We start from the raw sequence: 16,328 nt of genomic DNA, 5'->3' as shown, positions 1-16,328 counted from the left end.
GATGTCGCGGATGCACCAGGAGACCGCCTTGTCGAGGTGTCCCAACTGCGAGGAGCCGCTGGAATCGGGCGACCTGTTCTGCGGCGCGTGCGGGTACGACCTGTCGGTCGTACCCGCGCCGCCGGAGGACCGCCCGACCGTCGCGATCACCGTGCCGGTGACCGGTGCGCCCGCGACCGGTGCGCAAGGGACCGGTGCGCCGGTGGCCGGCCCGGGCGGGCACACCGCGGCGGCCTCCGGTTCGGTGGAGTGGTCGGCCGCGTCCGCCGCCGACCGGTCGGAGCCGTCCGGCCCGGCCGGTCCGCCCGCCGGAGTCCGTTTCGACCGGCCGGGCGGGTCGGGCGACTTCGAACTGGCCGCGCCCGCGGCCCCCGCCGCTCCCGATCCCCGTACCACCGGCGCCGCCCCGGAACAGGAACGCACGGCGGGCACCAGGCTGTGCGTGGCCTGCCGCGCCGGTCATGTCGACACCGACGGCTACTGCGAGAACTGCGGCCACGCCCAGCCCCGCGAGCGCGACCACATGGAGCAGGAGCTCGGTTCGGTGGCGGCCGTCAGCGATCGCGGTCTGCGCCATCACCGCAACGAGGACTCGTTCGCCGTGTCGACGACCGCCCTGCCGGACAGCTCCCCGGCCGTCGTCGCGATCGTCTGCGACGGCGTCTCCTCGGCGAGCCGCCCCGACGAGGCCTCGGCCGCCGCCGCGACGGCGGCCAACGAGGCGCTGCTGAAGTCGCTGCCGCGCGGCGCCCACCCGCAGCAGGCGATGCACGACGCGATCGTCGCGGCGGCCGAGTCGGTCAACGCGCTGGCCCACGACGACGGCCGGGCCATGGAGCACGATCCGCACCACCACACGAACGCCCCGGCGTGCACCCTCGTCGGCGCGATCAGCGCCGGTGGACTCCTGGTCGTCGGCTGGGTCGGCGACAGCCGCGTCTACTGGGTGCCGGACGACCGCACTCACCCTCCCGCACGCCTCACCGAGGACGACTCCTGGGCCGCGCAGATGGTGGCGGCGGGCCTGATGAACGAGGCGGAGGCGTACGCGGACGAGCGCGCCCACGCCATCACGGGCTGGCTCGGCGCCGATGCGTACGAACTGGAGCCGCACACCGCGTCGTTCAAACCGGACCGGCCGGGTCTGGTCGTGGTGTGCACGGACGGCCTGTGGAACTACGCGGAATCGGCGGCCGAGATGGCCGCCGCGGTACCCGCCGATGCGCACGAACGACCGCTGCACGGCGCCCGGGTCCTGGTGGGTCACGCGCTGGACGGTGGGGGCCACGACAACGTAACAGTGGCTCTGCTGCCGTTCGCCGTGCCGTCACCAGGGGCAGGATCGGCGTAACGGCCCCACGTCCGGTACTGCCCGCGCCCTTGTCCGCTGCGACCTTTGCCAGCTCTGCCACCTCTGCCAGGAGCCGATCAGATGGCCAACTTCTCCAAGTCCCACGTGCCGCAGTTCTCCGTCGAGGTGTACCAGAACGAATATCTGCCGGAGGGCGGCCGCGAGGTCAACGCGATCGTCACGGTCACCTCGACCGGCGGCGGCACCACCGGTGGCGTTCCGCTGACCGGGGCGACTCTCTCGCCCGCGCGGCTGCCGGGCCAGGGGCCGAAAGCGGCCGTGGTGATCATGGTGGACTGCTCCGGTTCGATGGACTATCCGCCGACGAAGATGCGCAACGCCCGTGATGCGACGGCCGCGGCCATCGACACCCTGCGCGACGGCACCTCGTTCGCCGTGGTCGGCGGTACGCACATCGCCAAGGAGGTCTATCCGGGCAACGGCCGGCTCGCCGTGGCCGACGCGCAGACCCGCGCCCAGGCGAAGGAGGCGCTGCGCCGGCTCAGCGCGGGCGGCGGCACGGCGATCGGCACCTGGCTGCGGCTGACCGACCGGCTGCTCGGTGCCGCCGACGTGGACATCCGGCACGGCATCCTCCTCACCGACGGCCGCAACGAGCACGAGTCGCCGGAGGACCTGCGGGCCGCGCTCGACGCGTGTGCGGGCCGCTTCACCTGTGACGCCCGTGGTGTCGGAACCGACTGGGAGGTGAAAGAGGTCACAGCCATAGCCTCGGCACTGCTCGGCACGGCCGACATCGTCGCCGACCCGGCGGGGCTCGCCGCGGACTTCACGCAGATGATGGAGAACGCGATGGGCAAGGAGGTCGCGGACGTGGCGCTGCGCCTGTGGACGCCCGTCGGGGTCGAGATCAAGTTCGTGAAGCAGGTCGCGCCGACGGTCGCCGAACTGACCGACCGCCGCACCGGGGCGAGCCCGCGCGCCGGGGACTACCCGACCGGTTCCTGGGGTGACGAGTCCCGCGACTACCACGTGTGTGTACGGGTGCCGGAGGCCGGGATCGGACAGGAGATGCTCGCCGCCCGCGTCTCGCTGATCCTCCCCGACCCGTCGGGCGCGGCGGCTCCGCAGGTCCTCTCGCAGGGGCTGGTACGGGCGGTGTGGACGGACGACATGGTGGCATCCACCTCGATCAATCCGCAGGTCGCGCACTACACCGGCCAGGCGGAACTGGCACAAGTCATCCAGCAGGGGCTCGATGCGCGCAAGTCGGGAGACTTCGACGGAGCGACGGCGAAACTCGGCCGTGCGGTGCAGTTGGCATCGGCGTCCGGGAACGAGGACACTGCGAAACTGCTTTCGAAGGTGGTCGACGTCGTCGATGCGGCGACAGGTACTGTGCGACTGAAGGCGAAGGTCGCGGAGGCCGACGAGATGACCCTCGAAACGCGCTCCACCAAGACCGTCCGCGTGAAGAAATAACACGAGGGCCGCGCAGCTCAGCGACGTGGCGAAGCGATAAAAAATGACGGCCCCCGGGGCCGGACGAGGAGAGGGGGAAGCGCCGACATGCCGACCTGCCCGAACGGACACCAGTCGGGTTCCGAGGACTGGTGCGAGGTCTGCGGCCATCGCATGGCCGGGGCCGGCGCGCCTGCGGGTGCAGTCCCCCCGCCGCCTCCACCACCGCCCGCGCCCGGATACGGCTACCCGCAGGGCCCCGGCTCCGACGCCACCCAGCAGGCAGAACTCTGCCCGCAGTGCCGCACCCCGCGTGAGGCGATGGCGCCGTTCTGCGAGGAGTGCCGCTGGAACTTCCTCACGAACACGGCGACGTCGTACACCCCGCTGGCCCCGCAGCCCGGCGGTCCGGGCGGGCCCGGCCCCGGCGGTCCGGTGCCCGGTCTGAACCTGCCGCCGGGCTTCCAGGCGCAGCAGGGGCCGCCCGCGCCGCCGCAGCAGCGCGATCCGTACGAGTACCAGAGCTCACGCCCCTCACAGGTGAACCGCCCGGCCGAGCCGCTCACCCCCGGGCCCCCGGGGCCGGGCCCGCAGCAGCCGCCGCACCCGTTCCAGCAACAGGGCCCGCCGCCCCCGTCCTTCCAGCAGCAGGGCCCGCCTCCTGCGCCGTCGTTCCAGCAGCAGGGTCCGCCGCCCCCGCCTTCGTTCCAGCAGCAGAGCGCGCCGCCCTCGTTCGAGCAGTCCGGCCCGCCCGCGCCGCCGCAGCCGCAGGCCACGGGTGACGACTGGATGCTGCCACCGCCGTCGCAGCAGCAGGTGCCGACGCAACAGCCGTTGCAGAGCCAGGGCCCGAACCAGGCGCCCGCGGGCTGGACGGCGGTCATCGCCCCTGACCGTGAGTACTTCCTGGCGATGATGCAGCGCAGCGGCCCCGAGGCGACCGGGCTCAACCTGCCCGCGTACTCCCCGGAGCAGCGCCTGCCGCTCATCGGCAACCAGGTCACCATCGGCCGTCGCCGGCACAGCACCGGTGAGTCCCCCGACGTCGATCTGTCCGTGCCACCGGAGGATCCGGGCGTCTCGCACCAGCACGCGGTGCTGGTGCAGCAGCCCGACGGCAGCTGGGCCGTGGTCGACCAGAACTCCACCAACGGCACCACGCTGAACGGCGCCGAGGACCCGATCCAGCCCTACGTCCCCGTACCGCTCCAGGACGGCGACCAGGTGCATGTCGGGGCGTGGACGACGATCACCATCCGCCGCGGCTGACCGGGTTTCTCAGCCGGCGATCAGTGGCCAGGCGTACGGCCCCTCGGGGTCGTCCAGCCAGGCCCACTGCCGCCCGTCCCGGAGGGTGATGCCGAACCTCTCCCGCTCGGGGCGCTTCTCGCGCTGCCAGAGGGAGAGGGCCTCACGCGGGTCGAGGGTGGTGCCGGTCAGCGTCTGCAGGAACCGGAACAATTCGTTCTCGGCCACCCGCCTCGGCACTCCGCCGGTGTGCGGGTGGCGCACCGGCGGCGCCCCGCGCAGGGGCACGAAGTACGCGGGTGTGTGGAGGAACCGCCCCTCGGCATACGGGCCGTGCGGTGACGGACATACCCGCAGCAGGATCAGACCGGTCGCGAACGGTGCCAGGATCCGCGCCTGAGGCCTGCACTGCGCCAGCCATGCCTGCGGTACGGACGGCAGGGTGCAGGTCACGATGATCCGGTCGTACGGGCCCCGCTCGGGGCAACCCCGCGCCCCGTCCCCGGTGATCACCGCCGGGTGATAGCCCGCCGCCGACAGATGGTTGCGGGCCGACTCCGTGATCTCGGGGTCGAGGTCCATCGTGGTCACCGCGTCGTCGCCGAGGCGGTGGGCGAGCAGCGCGGCGTTGTAGCCGGTGCCCGCGCCGATCTCCAGAACGGTGTGGCCGTCCCGTATGTCCAGCTCTTCCAGCATCCGGGCCATCAGCGACGGCTGGCTGCTCGACGAGACGAGTTCGCCGTCCCGGATCCGGGTGGCCAGCGCCCCGTCGGCGTACGCGCCGTGCAGCCACTGGGCCCGCCGGGCCGGGTCGGGGTCCTCGCACCAGAGCCGTTCGGGCCCTCTGGTTCCGGTCACGTAGTAGTACGGCACGAACAGATGGCGGGGCACCGCCTCGAACGCGGCACGCCAGGCGGGGTCCTCCAGCGCCCCGCCCGCGACGATCCCCCGCAGCATCGCCCGCCGGGCCTCGGCGCCGGCCGCCGCGAACTGATCCAGGTGTGGGCCCATACCTCCACTCTCCTGCTCGCGCCCCCGGGAAGCGACGAGGCGGACTGCGGACCGGAGCTGACGGACGCCAGGTACACGCCACCCGGGCCGCCGTTTCCGGCCGATTCGATCGATCATCCTCCACTCGCTGCTCGCACACTCCACGTTCCGCTCTGCAACACGGTCGCAGGCACCCGCACCCCGGCGGGCGCCCTTCGCCGGCGGGCTGCTCTCCCCGGGGGTACGAGCACAGCCGGGCGCCCCGGGGGGAGTGAGCCGTCCGGGTCTGCCGGGTCCGGGTCCTAGCACCCGGGTCCTCGGCCGGTGCGTCTGCGACCATGGACGGGTGACAGAGAATCCGCACGACACGCTTCAGGAGCAGACCTTCTACGAGCAGGTCGGCGGCGAGGAGACCTTCCGGCGCCTGGTCCACCGCTTCTACCAGGGAGTAGCCGAGGATCCGTTGCTGCGGCCGATGTATCCGGAGGAGGACCTGGGGCCGGCCGAGGAGCGGTTCACCCTGTTCCTGATCCAGTACTGGGGTGGCCCCCGGACGTACAGCGAGCAGCGCGGTCACCCCAGGCTGCGGATGCGGCACGTCCCGTTCCGCGTGGACCGGGCCGCGCACGATGCCTGGCTGGGCCGGATGCGGGTGGCTCTCGACGAGCTCGGGCTGTCCCCCGAGCACGAGCGGCAGCTGTGGGACTACCTCACGTACGCCGCCGCCTCGATGGTGAACACCGAGGGCTGACGGCACAGCCCCCGTCCCTCGCCCCCACACACACGCACACACTGTGCGGAATGCGGTGCTCCGCCGCCGGATAACGGTCACGATCCCATCAAGGTGTGGGCGTAAGCGGTTTCCAGCAGTGGGCGCACTCTGAAAGCATCCAGGGAGCGTCGGGGGGCGTGTGGGGCGACAGAGCCGAGGGGGCCAGGTGACGGGGTTCGTCTTTCTGCGGGTGAGGGCGCATCGGCTCCTTCTTGCCGCAGCCCTTCTGGCCGTCCTGCTCACCACATCGGTGCTGGCGGCGCTCACCGCCTTCTCCGGCTCCATCGGAGACGCGGCCCTGCGCCACACGCTCACCCACCGCTCCTCCGCGTCCGCGTCGCTCGTCATCTCCGCACAGGTGGACCGCGAGCAGCGGGGAGCGGCCGACCAGGCCGCGCGCAAGGCCGCCCGTGAGACGTTCGACGGCCTGCCGGTGACCGTACGGAAGCTGGAGGCCTCGGGGCCGTACGCGCTGCCGCGGAGCCTGCAGGCTCCGGCGGCCCGGCGCGGCGATCCCGATCTCACCCGGTTCGCCTCGCTCGACCGCAGCCGCGTCCGTCTCACCGCGGGCCGCCTGCCCCGCGCCGGGAGCGGGAAGAGCGGCGCCCCCGTCGAGGTGGCCCTGCCCTCCGTCGCGGCCGACGTGCTGAAGCTGAAGCCCGGCGCGCGACTCACGCTCACCGACCGGCTCGCCGAGGGCACCAGGCTGCCGGTCCTGATCACCGGCCTCTACGAGGCGGCCGACCAGGCCGACCCGTACTGGCAGTTGGACGAGCTCGGCGGGCGCGGCGTCCGCAAGGTCGTCTTCACCACGTACGGTCCGCTGCTCACCGATCCCGCCGTGCTCGGCTCCGGGCGGATCAGCTCCGGCGATATGGCGTGGCTGGCCGCCGCCGACTTCCGTACCGTCACCACGGACCGCATCCACGCGCTGCACACCGCCGCGACCAAGGGCCCGAAGGCGCTCCTCGCCACCCCTGAGTTCAAGGCCGGGGCCCTCGTGCAGACCTCGCTGCCCACCGTCCTCGACCAGATCGACCGGGCGCTGCTGGTGTCCCGCTCGACCCTGATGATCGTCGCCGTGCAGCTGGTGCTGCTCGCCGGTTACGCGCTGCTGCTCGTGGCCCGGCTGCTGAGCAGTGAGCGCGGCGGGGAGACGGAACTGCTGCGGGCCCGCGGTGGTTCGCGCGGCCGGATCACCTCGCTCGCCGCTATCGAGGCACTTCTGCTCGCGCTGCCCGCCGCCGTCATCTCCCCCTTGCTGGCCGGACCGCTGACCCGGCTGCTCGCGGACCGCGGCGAACTCACCCGGATCGGACTGCGGCTCGACACGGGCGCGACCGGCACCGTGTGGCTGGTGGCCGCCACCGTCGCACTGGCTTGTGCGCTCGCCGTCGTCGCACCCGCGCTGGCCGCCAGCGCGGGGATGCGCAGCCGCAGCCGGGCCGCCGCGCTGCCCGGGCCGGTGCGCGCGGGCGCCGACATCGGGCTGCTGCTGATCGCGGCAGTGGCGTACTGGCAGCTCGACCGGCAGACCGGCAGCTCCGGCAGCGGTGCGCTCAGCGGTGACCGGGAGGGCGGTCTCGGCATCGATCCGCTGCTCGTCGCCGCGCCGGCCCTGCTGCTGCTCGCGGGCACCGTACTGACGCTGCGGCTGCTGCCGCCCGCGGCCAGGCTGGCGGAACGTCGTGCGGCGGGTGGCCGGGGGCTGTCCACCGCGCTGGCCGGCTGGCAGTTCAGCCGCCGTCCGCTGCGCGGCGCCGGACCGGTGCTCCTGCTGGTCCTGTCTGCCGCGATGGGCATGCTGGCGATCGGGCAGAGCGCGTCCTGGGACCGTTCGCAGGGCGACCAGGCGGACTTCAGGACCGGCGCATCGGTGCGCATGGTGGGCGGAATCAACGGCGATCCGACAAAGACCGGGGCGTACACACAGCTGCCGGGGGTACGGGGGGCGGCACCCGCATTCCGTACGACGGTGGATCTGTCCGGCGACCGTGCCGCCGACGTGGTCGCCCTGGACACCGCGCACGCCGACGAGCGGATGCTGATGCGCGGCGATCTCGACGACGGGCCGACGGACGGGCTGTTCGCCTCGATCACACCGCCGAAGAGCGCGCGGGCCGGGCTGCTGCTGCCGAAGGGCAGCCGGGAGATCCGGTTCGACCTGCAGATCTCCGTGGCCTCGGCGGCGCACGGGACGTCGCCGTCCGGCATGGCCCCGCAGGTCACCGTGGAGCTGGAGGACCGTTACGGCATTCCGTACCGGGTTCTCCTCGGAACCGTACCGGCCGACGGCAAGGCGCACCCCCTGTCGCTCGCGGTGGCGGCCGCCGGTGAGCTGGCCGTGACCGGGTTGGAGCTGAACGGCACGCAGCCCATCGGCCGGAGCGAGACGCACCGGGTCGCCGTGAGCCGGCTGCGGACCGTGACCGCGGACGGCAGCGACCAGCCGGTTCCCGTCCCGGCCGGATTCGGCTGGCAGGGCACCCTGACCACCGGCCTCCCCAACGAGACGCAGCCAGGCAGCCCCATCCACGCGGCGGCGTCCGACCGGGACCCGCTGACGGTCGGATACGACACCGGGTCCATTCCGGCCGAGGACGCGGTGTACGGGGTGCCGACCCTCACCGTGCGGGTCGTCGCGCCCCGCGCCGAGGCCCCGGCGCTCCGCGCGGTCGCCACCGACGCCTACCTGAAGGCATCCGGCGCGAAGGTGGGGCAGGACGTCGATGTCACGCTGGCCGGCGAAACGGTCCGGGTGAAGATCGTGCGGTCGGTCCGTCAGCTGCCCACCACCGGGCCGGGCGCCGCCACCACCGCCGCTGCCGCCGAGGCGTCCCGGCTCCGGGACGGCGGCGCGCTGCTGCTCGACCTCAGGGCCCTCGGCCAGGTCCTCGCGGACCGCCCGAACGCGGTCCTCACCGCCACCGAATGGTGGCTGAGCACCGATCCCGGCCAAACCGGGAAGGTCGCCGCCGCGCTCCGTGCGCAGCCCGACACCGACCCGACTCAAGTGCTGGTCCGCGACGAGGCGGCCCGGGATCTGCTGGGCGACCCGCTGGGCGCCGGACCGCAGTCCGCGCTGCTCGCGGTGGCGGTCGTCGCCGCCGCGCTGGCAGCGGTCGGCTTCGCGGTGAGCGCCGTCGGATCGCAGCGCGAACGGTCCGCCGAATTCGCCGTGCTGCGGGCACTGGGTGCGCCGCGCCGCGGGCTGGCCCGGATGATCGCCGCCGAGCAGGGCGTGCTGATCGCCCTCGCACTGCTGGTCGGGTTCGCGCTCGGGGCCGTACTGACCAGGGCCGTCGTGCCACTCATCGTGCTGACCGGGCAGGCCGCCCAGCCGGTGCCGCCCGTGCTGGTGCAACTGCCGGCCGGGCAGGTCGCCACGCTGCTGGCAGGCGTCGCCGCGCTGCCGCTGCTGATCGTGGTGGCGCTCGCCCTGCGCCGCGCCGACCCGGCGACTTCGCTGCGCCACCAGGGGGACAACTGACATGAGCCCGCGTTCCGACAGCGGTCGTTCCGCAGCCATCACCCGGGCCGGCGCCTGTGCCCCGTGGGTCCGTACCCGGCTGCGTACCGCGCCCGGGGCCGCCTGCGCGCTCGGGTTGCTGGTGCTGCTCACGGCGTTCCTCGCCGCCGCGTTCCCACGGGCCGTCGACGCGTACGAGAACAAGGGGCTGCGCCACGACCTGGCCGTCGAGGACCCCAGGCGCAGCGTGCTGGAGTTGACCGCTCCGCCACCCGCCCTGGGGGACGAGGCGAAGCGCGAGGCCGCGGTGCGCGGGGCGGCGCTGGGCGCGGTCCACCGCAAGGTCCTGGCCGGGCTGCCCGAACCGGTGCACGCCGACGCCTCCCAGTCCTCGTACGGCATCCACACGACGGAGCCGATCGCCGCCGGGGAGAAATGGCTGCCCCGGCCCTACGGCCTCGACCCCGCACTGACGTACGCGACCCCCTCGGACCTGCCGGCCCACGCCACGCTGCGCGACGGCGCCTGGCCCACCGTCCACAGCGAGGTCACCGCGGCCGCCACAGAGGTCGAGGCCGCAGTCACCGAAGCGACCGCGAAGGCACTGCGGCTCAAGGTGGGTTCGACGATCGCGGTACCGACCCGGGGCGAGCGGCCGCTGACCGTACGGATTACCGGCATCATCGCCCCGAAGCTTCCGAAGGCCGCCTACTGGTCGTCCGAGCGCCTGCTGCGTACCCCGTCGCTGGTCGCGAAGCCCTCCAGGGATACCCCCCGTTACTACTGGATAGCGGCCCTGCTGCTGCCGCCGGACGCGGCGCCCGCGCTGCTCGCCACGACCGGTGTGCCCGAGCCGTACTGGCGGATCGCACCGGACGCCGACCGGCTCACCGCGCTTGACGTGGACCGGCTGCGTTCCCGGGTGGCTTCGCTGGAGAGCGGCCCCGAACTGCTGAAACTGCGCGCGCTGGCCGGTCCGGCGGCGACACTGACGACCGATCTGGACGGGGTCCTCACCGGGTACGACGCAATGCGTTCGGCGATCAGCCCGGTCGTCACGGTCGCCGCCGTCGGGATCGGTGCCGTCGCCGCCGTCGTCCTGCTGATGACGGGCGGCCTGCTCGCCGCCCGCCGCCGCAGCGAACTGGCTCTGCTGCGCTCGCGCGGCGGATCGCTGCGCGGCATCGGCGGACGGCTGTTCGCCGAGACCGCAGTGACGACGGTGCCCGCGGCGGCGCTCGGTCTGCTGCTCGCCGTTGCCGCCGTCGGTCGGGTCCGGCTGTGGCCCGCGGTCGTCGGGGCCGCAGCCGTCGCCGTCCTGGTCTGTGTTGCCCTGCCGCTGGGTACGACGCTCGGCCACCGCATACCGCAACTGCACGGTGCCCGCGACGACATGATGACCGCCCGCCCGTCGCGGCGCCGCACGGTCGCCGAACTCACCCTGCTGGTGCTGGCCGTCGGCGCGGTCGCCGCGCTGCGCCGCCGCGGTACCGCCGCGGACGGTGGCTCGGACTTCCTGGTCAGCGCCGCGCCGGTGCTGGTGGGGCTGATCGCGGCGCTGGTCCTCGCCCGCCTGTACCCGCTGCCGCTGCGGCTCGCCTCCCGCTCGGTCGCCCGGCTGCGCGGCGCGGTCGGCTTCCTCTCACTGGCCCGTGCCGGGCGCGCGTCGGCGAGCGGCGCACCGGCCCTTCTGGCGCTGCTGGTCGCGCTGACGACGGCCGCGTTCGGCGGCTCGGTGCTGGCGGGGGTCGCCGGCGCGCGGGACGACGCGGCGGTGCTGGCCACCGGTGCGGACGCTCGGATCAGCGGCGAGGGTGATGCGATAGAACTCCCGGACCGGCTGGTCCAGGACGTACGGAAGGCGGGCGGCGTACGGGAAGTGGCGCCGGTCCAGATCGAGTACAGCGTTCCGCTGCCGTCCAGCGGCCTCGGCTCCGACATGAAAGCCACGCTGGTCGGCGTCGATCCGGGGACGTACGCGAGGCTGGCCCGCGCGACCGGTCTCGGACCGTTCCCCGCGGACCGGCTGAAGGCCACCGGAGCAGCGCCCGGGAAGGGCACCCTGCCGTCGAAGGACCGGGTGCTGCCCGTCCTCGCCTCGCCGTCCGTGGCCGAGCGGCTCGGCGAACGGCCGCGCGCCATCGAGTCGCTGGCCGGCGACTTCAAGGTGCGGGTCGTCGGAACAGTGACGCGTACGCCGGCCGTCGACAACGCCGACTTCCTGGTCGTCGACGCCGCGTCCCTCACCCACCGGCAGACCACCACCCTGCTGGTCACCGGCGGCTCCGCGGACGCGAAGGCGCTGCGCGCGGCCACGCACCGGGCGGGCCCGACGTTCTTCCTGCAGCTGCGGTCCGAGGAGCGCGCGGCGTTCGTCGACACGCCCATGCAGTCGGGTGCCGAGCGGATCTACACGGCGGCGATCGCGGCCGGCGCGGGCTACGCCCTGCTCGCCGTACTGCTGTCGCTGCTGCAGACGGCACCGGAACGCACCGCGCTGCTGGCCCGGCTGCGGACCATGGGCCTCACTCCCCGGCAGGGCCGACGGCTCCTCGGCCTGGAGGCGATGCCGCAGGCACTGCTGGCCGCCATCGGCGGGCTTCTCGTCGGCTGGGCGACGATCGACCTGCTGGCACCCGGCGTCGACCTCGTACAGCTGGCGCTGTCCAGCGGTCCCGGCTCCGACACGCTCGACACCGCTCCCCTGCGGGCCGACCTGTGGTCGCTGGCGCTCCCGGCGCTCGGCGTGGTCGCACTCGCCGCCGCCGTGGCAGCCGTGCAGGCCTGGTGGGCCGGGCGCCGTGGATCGATCACCGAACTCAGAGCAGGAGACACCCGATGACGTCGTCGACGACCGAGACCACGCTCGCGGAGCTCGAACGGCGGGCCGCCGCACGCCGCGACCGACCCTCGTACGGGCACGACGCACTGATCGCCTGCGATCGGCTGGTCCGCATCTTCAGCGCGGACGGGGTGGAGGTGCAGGCCCTCCAGGGCCTCGATCTGCTGGTCACCGAGGGCGAGTTGATGGCGCTCGTCGGGGCATCCGGCAGCGGCAAGTCGACCTTGATGAACATTCTGGCGGGCCTCGACGTGCCGACGGCCGGATCGGCGAAGGTCGCGGGCTGCGATCTTCTGTCGATGGGCCAGAAGGAACGGCTCCGTTACCGCCGGGACGTCGTCGGGTTCGTCTGGCAGCAGACCGCCCGCAACCTGCTCCCGTACCTCACGGCCATCCAGAACGTCACGCTGCCCATGCAGCTTCGCGGCCGCGGCCGGAACCGCGAACGCGCCGCGCGCGCCGAGTCGCTGCTGCAGATGCTGGAGGTCGCGGACTGCCGCGACCGGCGGCCCCCGCAGATGTCCGGCGGCCAGCAGCAGCGGGTGGCGATTGCCGTCGCGCTCGCCAACAACCCCTCGGTGCTGCTCGCCGACGAACCGACCGGCGAGCTGGACTCGGCGACGGGCGAGCAGGTGTTCGCCGCGTTCCGCCGGGCCAACGAGGAGCTGGGGACGACGATCGTGATCGTCACCCACGACCAGGCGGTGGCGGGCGAGGTCCGCCGTACGGTCGCCATCCGCGACGGCCGTACGTCGTCCGAGGTGCTGCGCCGTACCGAGGTGGACGCGGCGACGGGCAAGGAGTCCCAGGTTGCTCGCGAGTACGCGATGCTCGACCGCGCGGGGCGGCTGCAGCTGCCCGCCGACTACACGGAGACGCTCGGGATGGAGCACCGCGTGATGCTGGAGCTGGAGCAGGACCACATCGGGGTGTGGCCGGACGACCAGCACGGCGGCTAGTGCCCCTCCCGGCAAGCTGTGCCGGTCACGGCACTGGCGGGCGCCTAGAGCCTGTCGGGTGACCTCTGATCGGGCGGCCACGCCCTGGCACGCACGCTTCCCGCGTTGCCGAAATATCCTAGTAGCTCCTTCCCCAAGCTCTCAGCTTCGCTCGAGCAGGGGAGACCCCATCCGAGGACATCTCGCCGCCTTGGAATCGCACGCACCAGACCCCCGTCCGCTATCCGATCGAAGGTCACCCGACAGGCTCTTACCCGCAGGTCCGCACCGGCCTCGGCGTCAGCGGCCGCCGATCGTCACCGCGAGGTCGCCGAGTCCGCTGCCCGCGCCGCGCACGGCGATCGAGCCGAACGGGGTACGCAGCCGCAGCCACGGCCCCGAGGCGAACAACGCGACCGGGAAGTCCGGGGCCGGGCGTAGGAAGCCGAGGGACTGGGCGGCGTGGACGGCGCGCAGCGGGAGTCCCGTGCCACCGACCGTGCGCGACCATATGTCGCGGCCGATCAGGTCCCGTTCCGCCCTGGTGCGGCGGTCCTCGGGCAGCGCCTCGTCGCGGGAGCGGAACTCCGCCACCGCGGCGGTGACGGCAGTGCGCAGGGAGACGGGGTCGGGCAGTCCGGGCCGTTCCTGCCAGCCGGTGCGCGGCGGGAGCATCCCCGTCCACGGCGGCCCGGTGACGGGCGCGGGCAGCCCGCCACGGGTGTCACCCGTCTCGACGTCGAGCGATTCGAGGAGTTCACCGGCGGAAGCGGTGATGTCGAAGTCGATCGGACCGGCCAGCCGCGCCGTCCGGATCGCGAGGACCTCGAACGACGGGGGCCTGCCGAACACGGCCAGTGCTCCGCCGCCCGCCTGCAACCGGACGGCAGCCGCCCGGTCGTAGTGGAGCAGGCGGCCGAGGAAGACGGCGAGATCCGCCGCCTCCCTCGCGTCGGCGAAGTGCAACGACTGCACGGGCACCGTCATACGGAGGCGGGCTCCTCGGCCAGGTACTTCTGGAGGAAGAGTTTCTCCTCCGCGGAGATCCGCCGGGGTCGCTCCTCGGCCAGGTCGTACGGCACGACGATGGTCGAGGCCCGCACGTACACCTGGTCCGGGTCCTTGATCTCGTACGAGATCGTCAGGGACGCGGCACCTATTTTCGTGACCCAGGACTCGACGGTCACCGGCGCGTGCCGGTGGACCAGCGGGCGCACGTAGTCGATCTCGTGCCGGGCCACGACGGACCCGCCGGCGAAGGACGGCGAGCCGTCCCCCGGCGCCAGCCGGAACATGAAGTCGATGCGCGCCTCCTCCAGGTAGCGGAGGAACACCACGTTGTTGACGTGGCCGAAAGCATCCATGTCCGACCAGCGCAGCGGGCAGTTGTAGATGTGACGAGCCAAGACGATCAGCCTCGCGTGAGCTTCTTGTACGTGGCGCGGTGCGGGCGGGCCGCGTCCGCACCGAGGCGCTCGACCTTGTTCTTCTCGTACGACTCGAAGTTGCCCTCGAACCAGTACCACTTGGAGTCGCCCTCGTACGCCAGGATGTGCGTGGCGACGCGGTCCAGGAACCAGCGGTCGTGGGAGATGACCACAGCGGCGCCCGGGAACTCCAGGAGGGCGTTCTCCAGCGAGGACAGGGTTTCGACGTCGAGGTCGTTGGTGGGCTCGTCGAGGAGCAGCAGGTTGCCGCCCTCCTTGAGCGTCAGCGCCAGGTTGAGGCGGTTGCGCTCACCACCGGACAGGACGCCGGCCGGCTTCTGCTGGTCCGGGCCCTTGAAGCCGAACGCGGAGACGTACGCCCGCGAGGGCATCTCGACCTGGCCGACGTTGATGTAGTCCAGCTCGTCCGAGACGACGGCCCAGAGGGTCTTCTTCGGGTCGATGTTGGCGCGGGACTGGTCGACGTAGGAGATCTTGACCGTGTCACCGATCTTGACGGAGCCGGTGTCCGGGGTCTCCAGGCCCTGGATCATCTTGAACAGCGTGGTCTTGCCCGCACCGTTCGGACCGATGACGCCGACGATGCCGTTGCGCGGCAGCGTGAACGACAGGTCGTCGATGAGGACCTTCTCGCCGAAGGCCTTCGAGAGGTTCTCGACCTCGACGACGATGGAACCGAGCCGCGGGCCCGGCGGAATCTGGATCTCCTCGAAGTCCAGCTTCCGCATCTTGTCCGCCTCGGCCGCCATCTCCTCGTAACGTGCGAGACGCGCCTTGGACTTGGTTTGCCGCCCCTTGGCGTTGGAGCGGACCCACTCCAGCTCTTCCTTGAGCCGCTTGGCGCGCTTCTCGTCCTTGCGGCCCTCGACCTTGAGGCGGGCGGCCTTCTTGTCGAGGTACGTGGAGTAGTTGCCCTCGTACGGGATGGCGCGGCCGCGGTCCAGCTCGAGGATCCACTCGGCGACGTTGTTGAGGAAGTACCGGTCGTGCGTGACGGCGACGACGGCGCCCGCGTACTTCGAGAGGTGCTGCTCCAGCCAGTTCACCGACTCGGCGTCGAGGTGGTTGGTGGGCTCGTCGAGGAGGAGCAGGTCCGGGGCCTCGATCAGCAGCTTGCAGAGCGCGACGCGACGCTTCTCGCCACCGGAGAGGTTCACGACGGGCCAGTCGCCGGGCGGGCAGCCCAGCGCGTCCATGGCCTGCTCCAGCTGGGCGTCCAGGTCCCACGCGTTGGCGTGGTCCAGGTCCTCCTGGAGCTTGCCCATCTCGTCCATGAGCGCGTCGGAGTAGTCGGTCGCCATGAGCTCGGCGACCTCGTTGAAGCGCGTGAGCTTGCCCATGATCTCGGCGGCTCCGTCCTGGACGTTCTCCAGGACCGTCTTGGTCTCGTCGAGGTGCGGCTCCTGCATGAGGATGCCGACACTGAAACCGGGCGACAGGAACGCGTCACCGTTGGACGGCTGCTCCAGGCCCGCCATGATCTTCAGCACCGTGGACTTACCGGCACCGTTGGGGCCCACCACACCGATCTTCGCCCCAGGCAGGAAGCTCAGCGTGACGTCGTCAAGGATCACCTTGTCGCCGTGCGCCTTGCGCGTCTTGCGCATCGTGTAGATGTACTCAGCCAAGAGAAACCGTCCGGCAATCGATGTGTGGGCAGATACACCCCATCTTGCCTGACGTCCACCCCGCGGGGGAAACCCGCGTGGCCACACCCCTCTGACCTGCGACCTCCACATTCATCCTCGTAGCCCACCTGTCACTGCCGGTTGTCATCACTCGACCTCGGGCGCCCTCGCACGGCCCACAGACGGCCCGGCACCGTTCTTGATCAGGGGTGGCTCTAGC

At 72.4% G+C, this 16,328-nt stretch carries 11 protein-coding genes; 7 read left to right on the top strand and 4 right to left on the bottom strand.

All coding sequences use genetic code 11. The annotated features are described in order from the left end of the window. The first annotated feature begins 1 nt into the window (after position 1). From OG395_RS33805 to OG395_RS33795, 3 genes are all read left to right on the top strand, one after another. The gene (locus OG395_RS33805; RefSeq protein ID WP_327246304.1) at positions 2-1,351 is read left to right on the top strand and encodes a PP2C family serine/threonine-protein phosphatase; all 1,350 of its coding nucleotides are present in this window, start codon (positions 2-4) and stop codon (positions 1,349-1,351) included. Positions 1,352-1,432: 81 nt separating this feature from the next. Continuing rightward, the gene (locus tag OG395_RS33800; RefSeq protein WP_327246303.1) at positions 1,433-2,794 is read left to right on the top strand and encodes a vWA domain-containing protein; all 1,362 of its coding nucleotides are present in this window, start codon (positions 1,433-1,435) and stop codon (positions 2,792-2,794) included. Positions 2,795-2,881: 87 nt separating this feature from the next. Continuing rightward, positions 2,882-4,042 carry an FHA domain-containing protein gene (locus tag OG395_RS33795; protein ID WP_327246302.1) on the top strand — a complete coding sequence of 387 codons (1,161 nt, stop codon included), beginning with the start codon at positions 2,882-2,884 and terminating at the stop codon, positions 4,040-4,042. A gap of 9 nt (positions 4,043-4,051) precedes the next feature. Here OG395_RS33795 and OG395_RS33790 read toward each other — a convergent pair whose 3' ends face one another. After that, positions 4,052-5,032, bottom strand: a complete 981-nt coding sequence (locus tag OG395_RS33790; protein WP_327246301.1) for a methyltransferase domain-containing protein — start codon at positions 5,030-5,032, stop codon at positions 4,052-4,054. Between the two features lie 325 nt (positions 5,033-5,357). On the opposite strand from OG395_RS33790, the gene OG395_RS33785 reads away from it, so the two are divergent. The 4 genes from OG395_RS33785 to OG395_RS33770 all read left to right on the top strand — a co-directional run bounded on the left by OG395_RS33785 (position 5,358) and on the right by OG395_RS33770 (position 13,053). Next, entirely contained in the window at positions 5,358-5,762 is a 405-nt protein-coding gene (locus OG395_RS33785) for a globin (protein ID WP_327246300.1), read from the top strand. Positions 5,763-5,949: 187 nt separating this feature from the next. Further along, complete coding sequence (locus OG395_RS33780) at positions 5,950-9,273, top strand: ABC transporter permease (RefSeq protein WP_327246299.1); 3,324 nt, start codon at positions 5,950-5,952, stop codon at positions 9,271-9,273. Between the two features lies 1 nt (position 9,274). Then, positions 9,275-12,094, top strand: coding sequence for an FtsX-like permease family protein (locus tag OG395_RS33775; RefSeq protein ID WP_327246298.1), 2,820 nt, complete (start codon positions 9,275-9,277; stop codon positions 12,092-12,094). After that, entirely contained in the window at positions 12,091-13,053 is a 963-nt protein-coding gene (locus OG395_RS33770) for an ABC transporter ATP-binding protein (protein WP_327246297.1), read from the top strand. The genes OG395_RS33775 and OG395_RS33770 overlap by 4 nt, the downstream gene beginning before the upstream one ends. A gap of 279 nt (positions 13,054-13,332) precedes the next feature. Here the strand turns inward: OG395_RS33770 and OG395_RS33765 are convergent, their stop codons facing one another. The 3 genes from OG395_RS33765 to ettA are packed head-to-tail and all read right to left on the bottom strand — an operon-like array spanning position 13,333 to position 16,108. Next, the gene (locus OG395_RS33765; RefSeq protein WP_327246296.1) at positions 13,333-14,019 is read right to left on the bottom strand and encodes a hypothetical protein; all 687 of its coding nucleotides are present in this window, start codon (positions 14,017-14,019) and stop codon (positions 13,333-13,335) included. After that, positions 14,016-14,438 carry an acyl-CoA thioesterase gene (locus tag OG395_RS33760; RefSeq protein ID WP_327246295.1) on the bottom strand — a complete coding sequence of 141 codons (423 nt, stop codon included), beginning with the start codon at positions 14,436-14,438 and terminating at the stop codon, positions 14,016-14,018. Before OG395_RS33760 ends, OG395_RS33765 begins: the two co-directional genes overlap by 4 nt. Positions 14,439-14,443: 5 nt before the next feature. Then, positions 14,444-16,108: an energy-dependent translational throttle protein EttA gene (ettA, locus tag OG395_RS33755; RefSeq protein ID WP_327246294.1), complete on the bottom strand. Its 1,665-nt coding sequence runs from the start codon at positions 16,106-16,108 to the stop codon at positions 14,444-14,446. Between the last annotated feature and the right edge of the window lie 220 nt (positions 16,109-16,328).

The organism is Streptomyces sp. NBC_01320 (genome assembly GCF_035974375.1).
GTDB lineage: Bacteria > Actinomycetota > Actinomycetes > Streptomycetales > Streptomycetaceae > Streptomyces > Streptomyces yanii.
The sequence above is the reverse complement of the archived record's forward strand: the minus strand, read 5'-3'. Positions and strand labels throughout refer to the sequence as shown.

Coding starts and splice junctions, on each gene's coding strand:
- OG395_RS33775 (WP_327246298.1), top strand. CDS start 9,275: ATGAGCCCGCGTTCCGACAGCGGTCGTTCCGCAGCCATCACCCGGGCC.
- OG395_RS33765 (WP_327246296.1), bottom strand. CDS start 14,019: ATGACGGTGCCCGTGCAGTCGTTGCACTTCGCCGACGCGAGGGAGGCG.
- OG395_RS33800 (WP_327246303.1), top strand. CDS start 1,433: ATGGCCAACTTCTCCAAGTCCCACGTGCCGCAGTTCTCCGTCGAGGTG.
- OG395_RS33790 (WP_327246301.1), bottom strand. CDS start 5,032: ATGGGCCCACACCTGGATCAGTTCGCGGCGGCCGGCGCCGAGGCCCGG.
- OG395_RS33805 (WP_327246304.1), top strand. CDS start 2: ATGTCGCGGATGCACCAGGAGACCGCCTTGTCGAGGTGTCCCAACTGC.
- OG395_RS33770 (WP_327246297.1), top strand. CDS start 12,091: ATGACGTCGTCGACGACCGAGACCACGCTCGCGGAGCTCGAACGGCGG.
- OG395_RS33795 (WP_327246302.1), top strand. CDS start 2,882: ATGCCGACCTGCCCGAACGGACACCAGTCGGGTTCCGAGGACTGGTGC.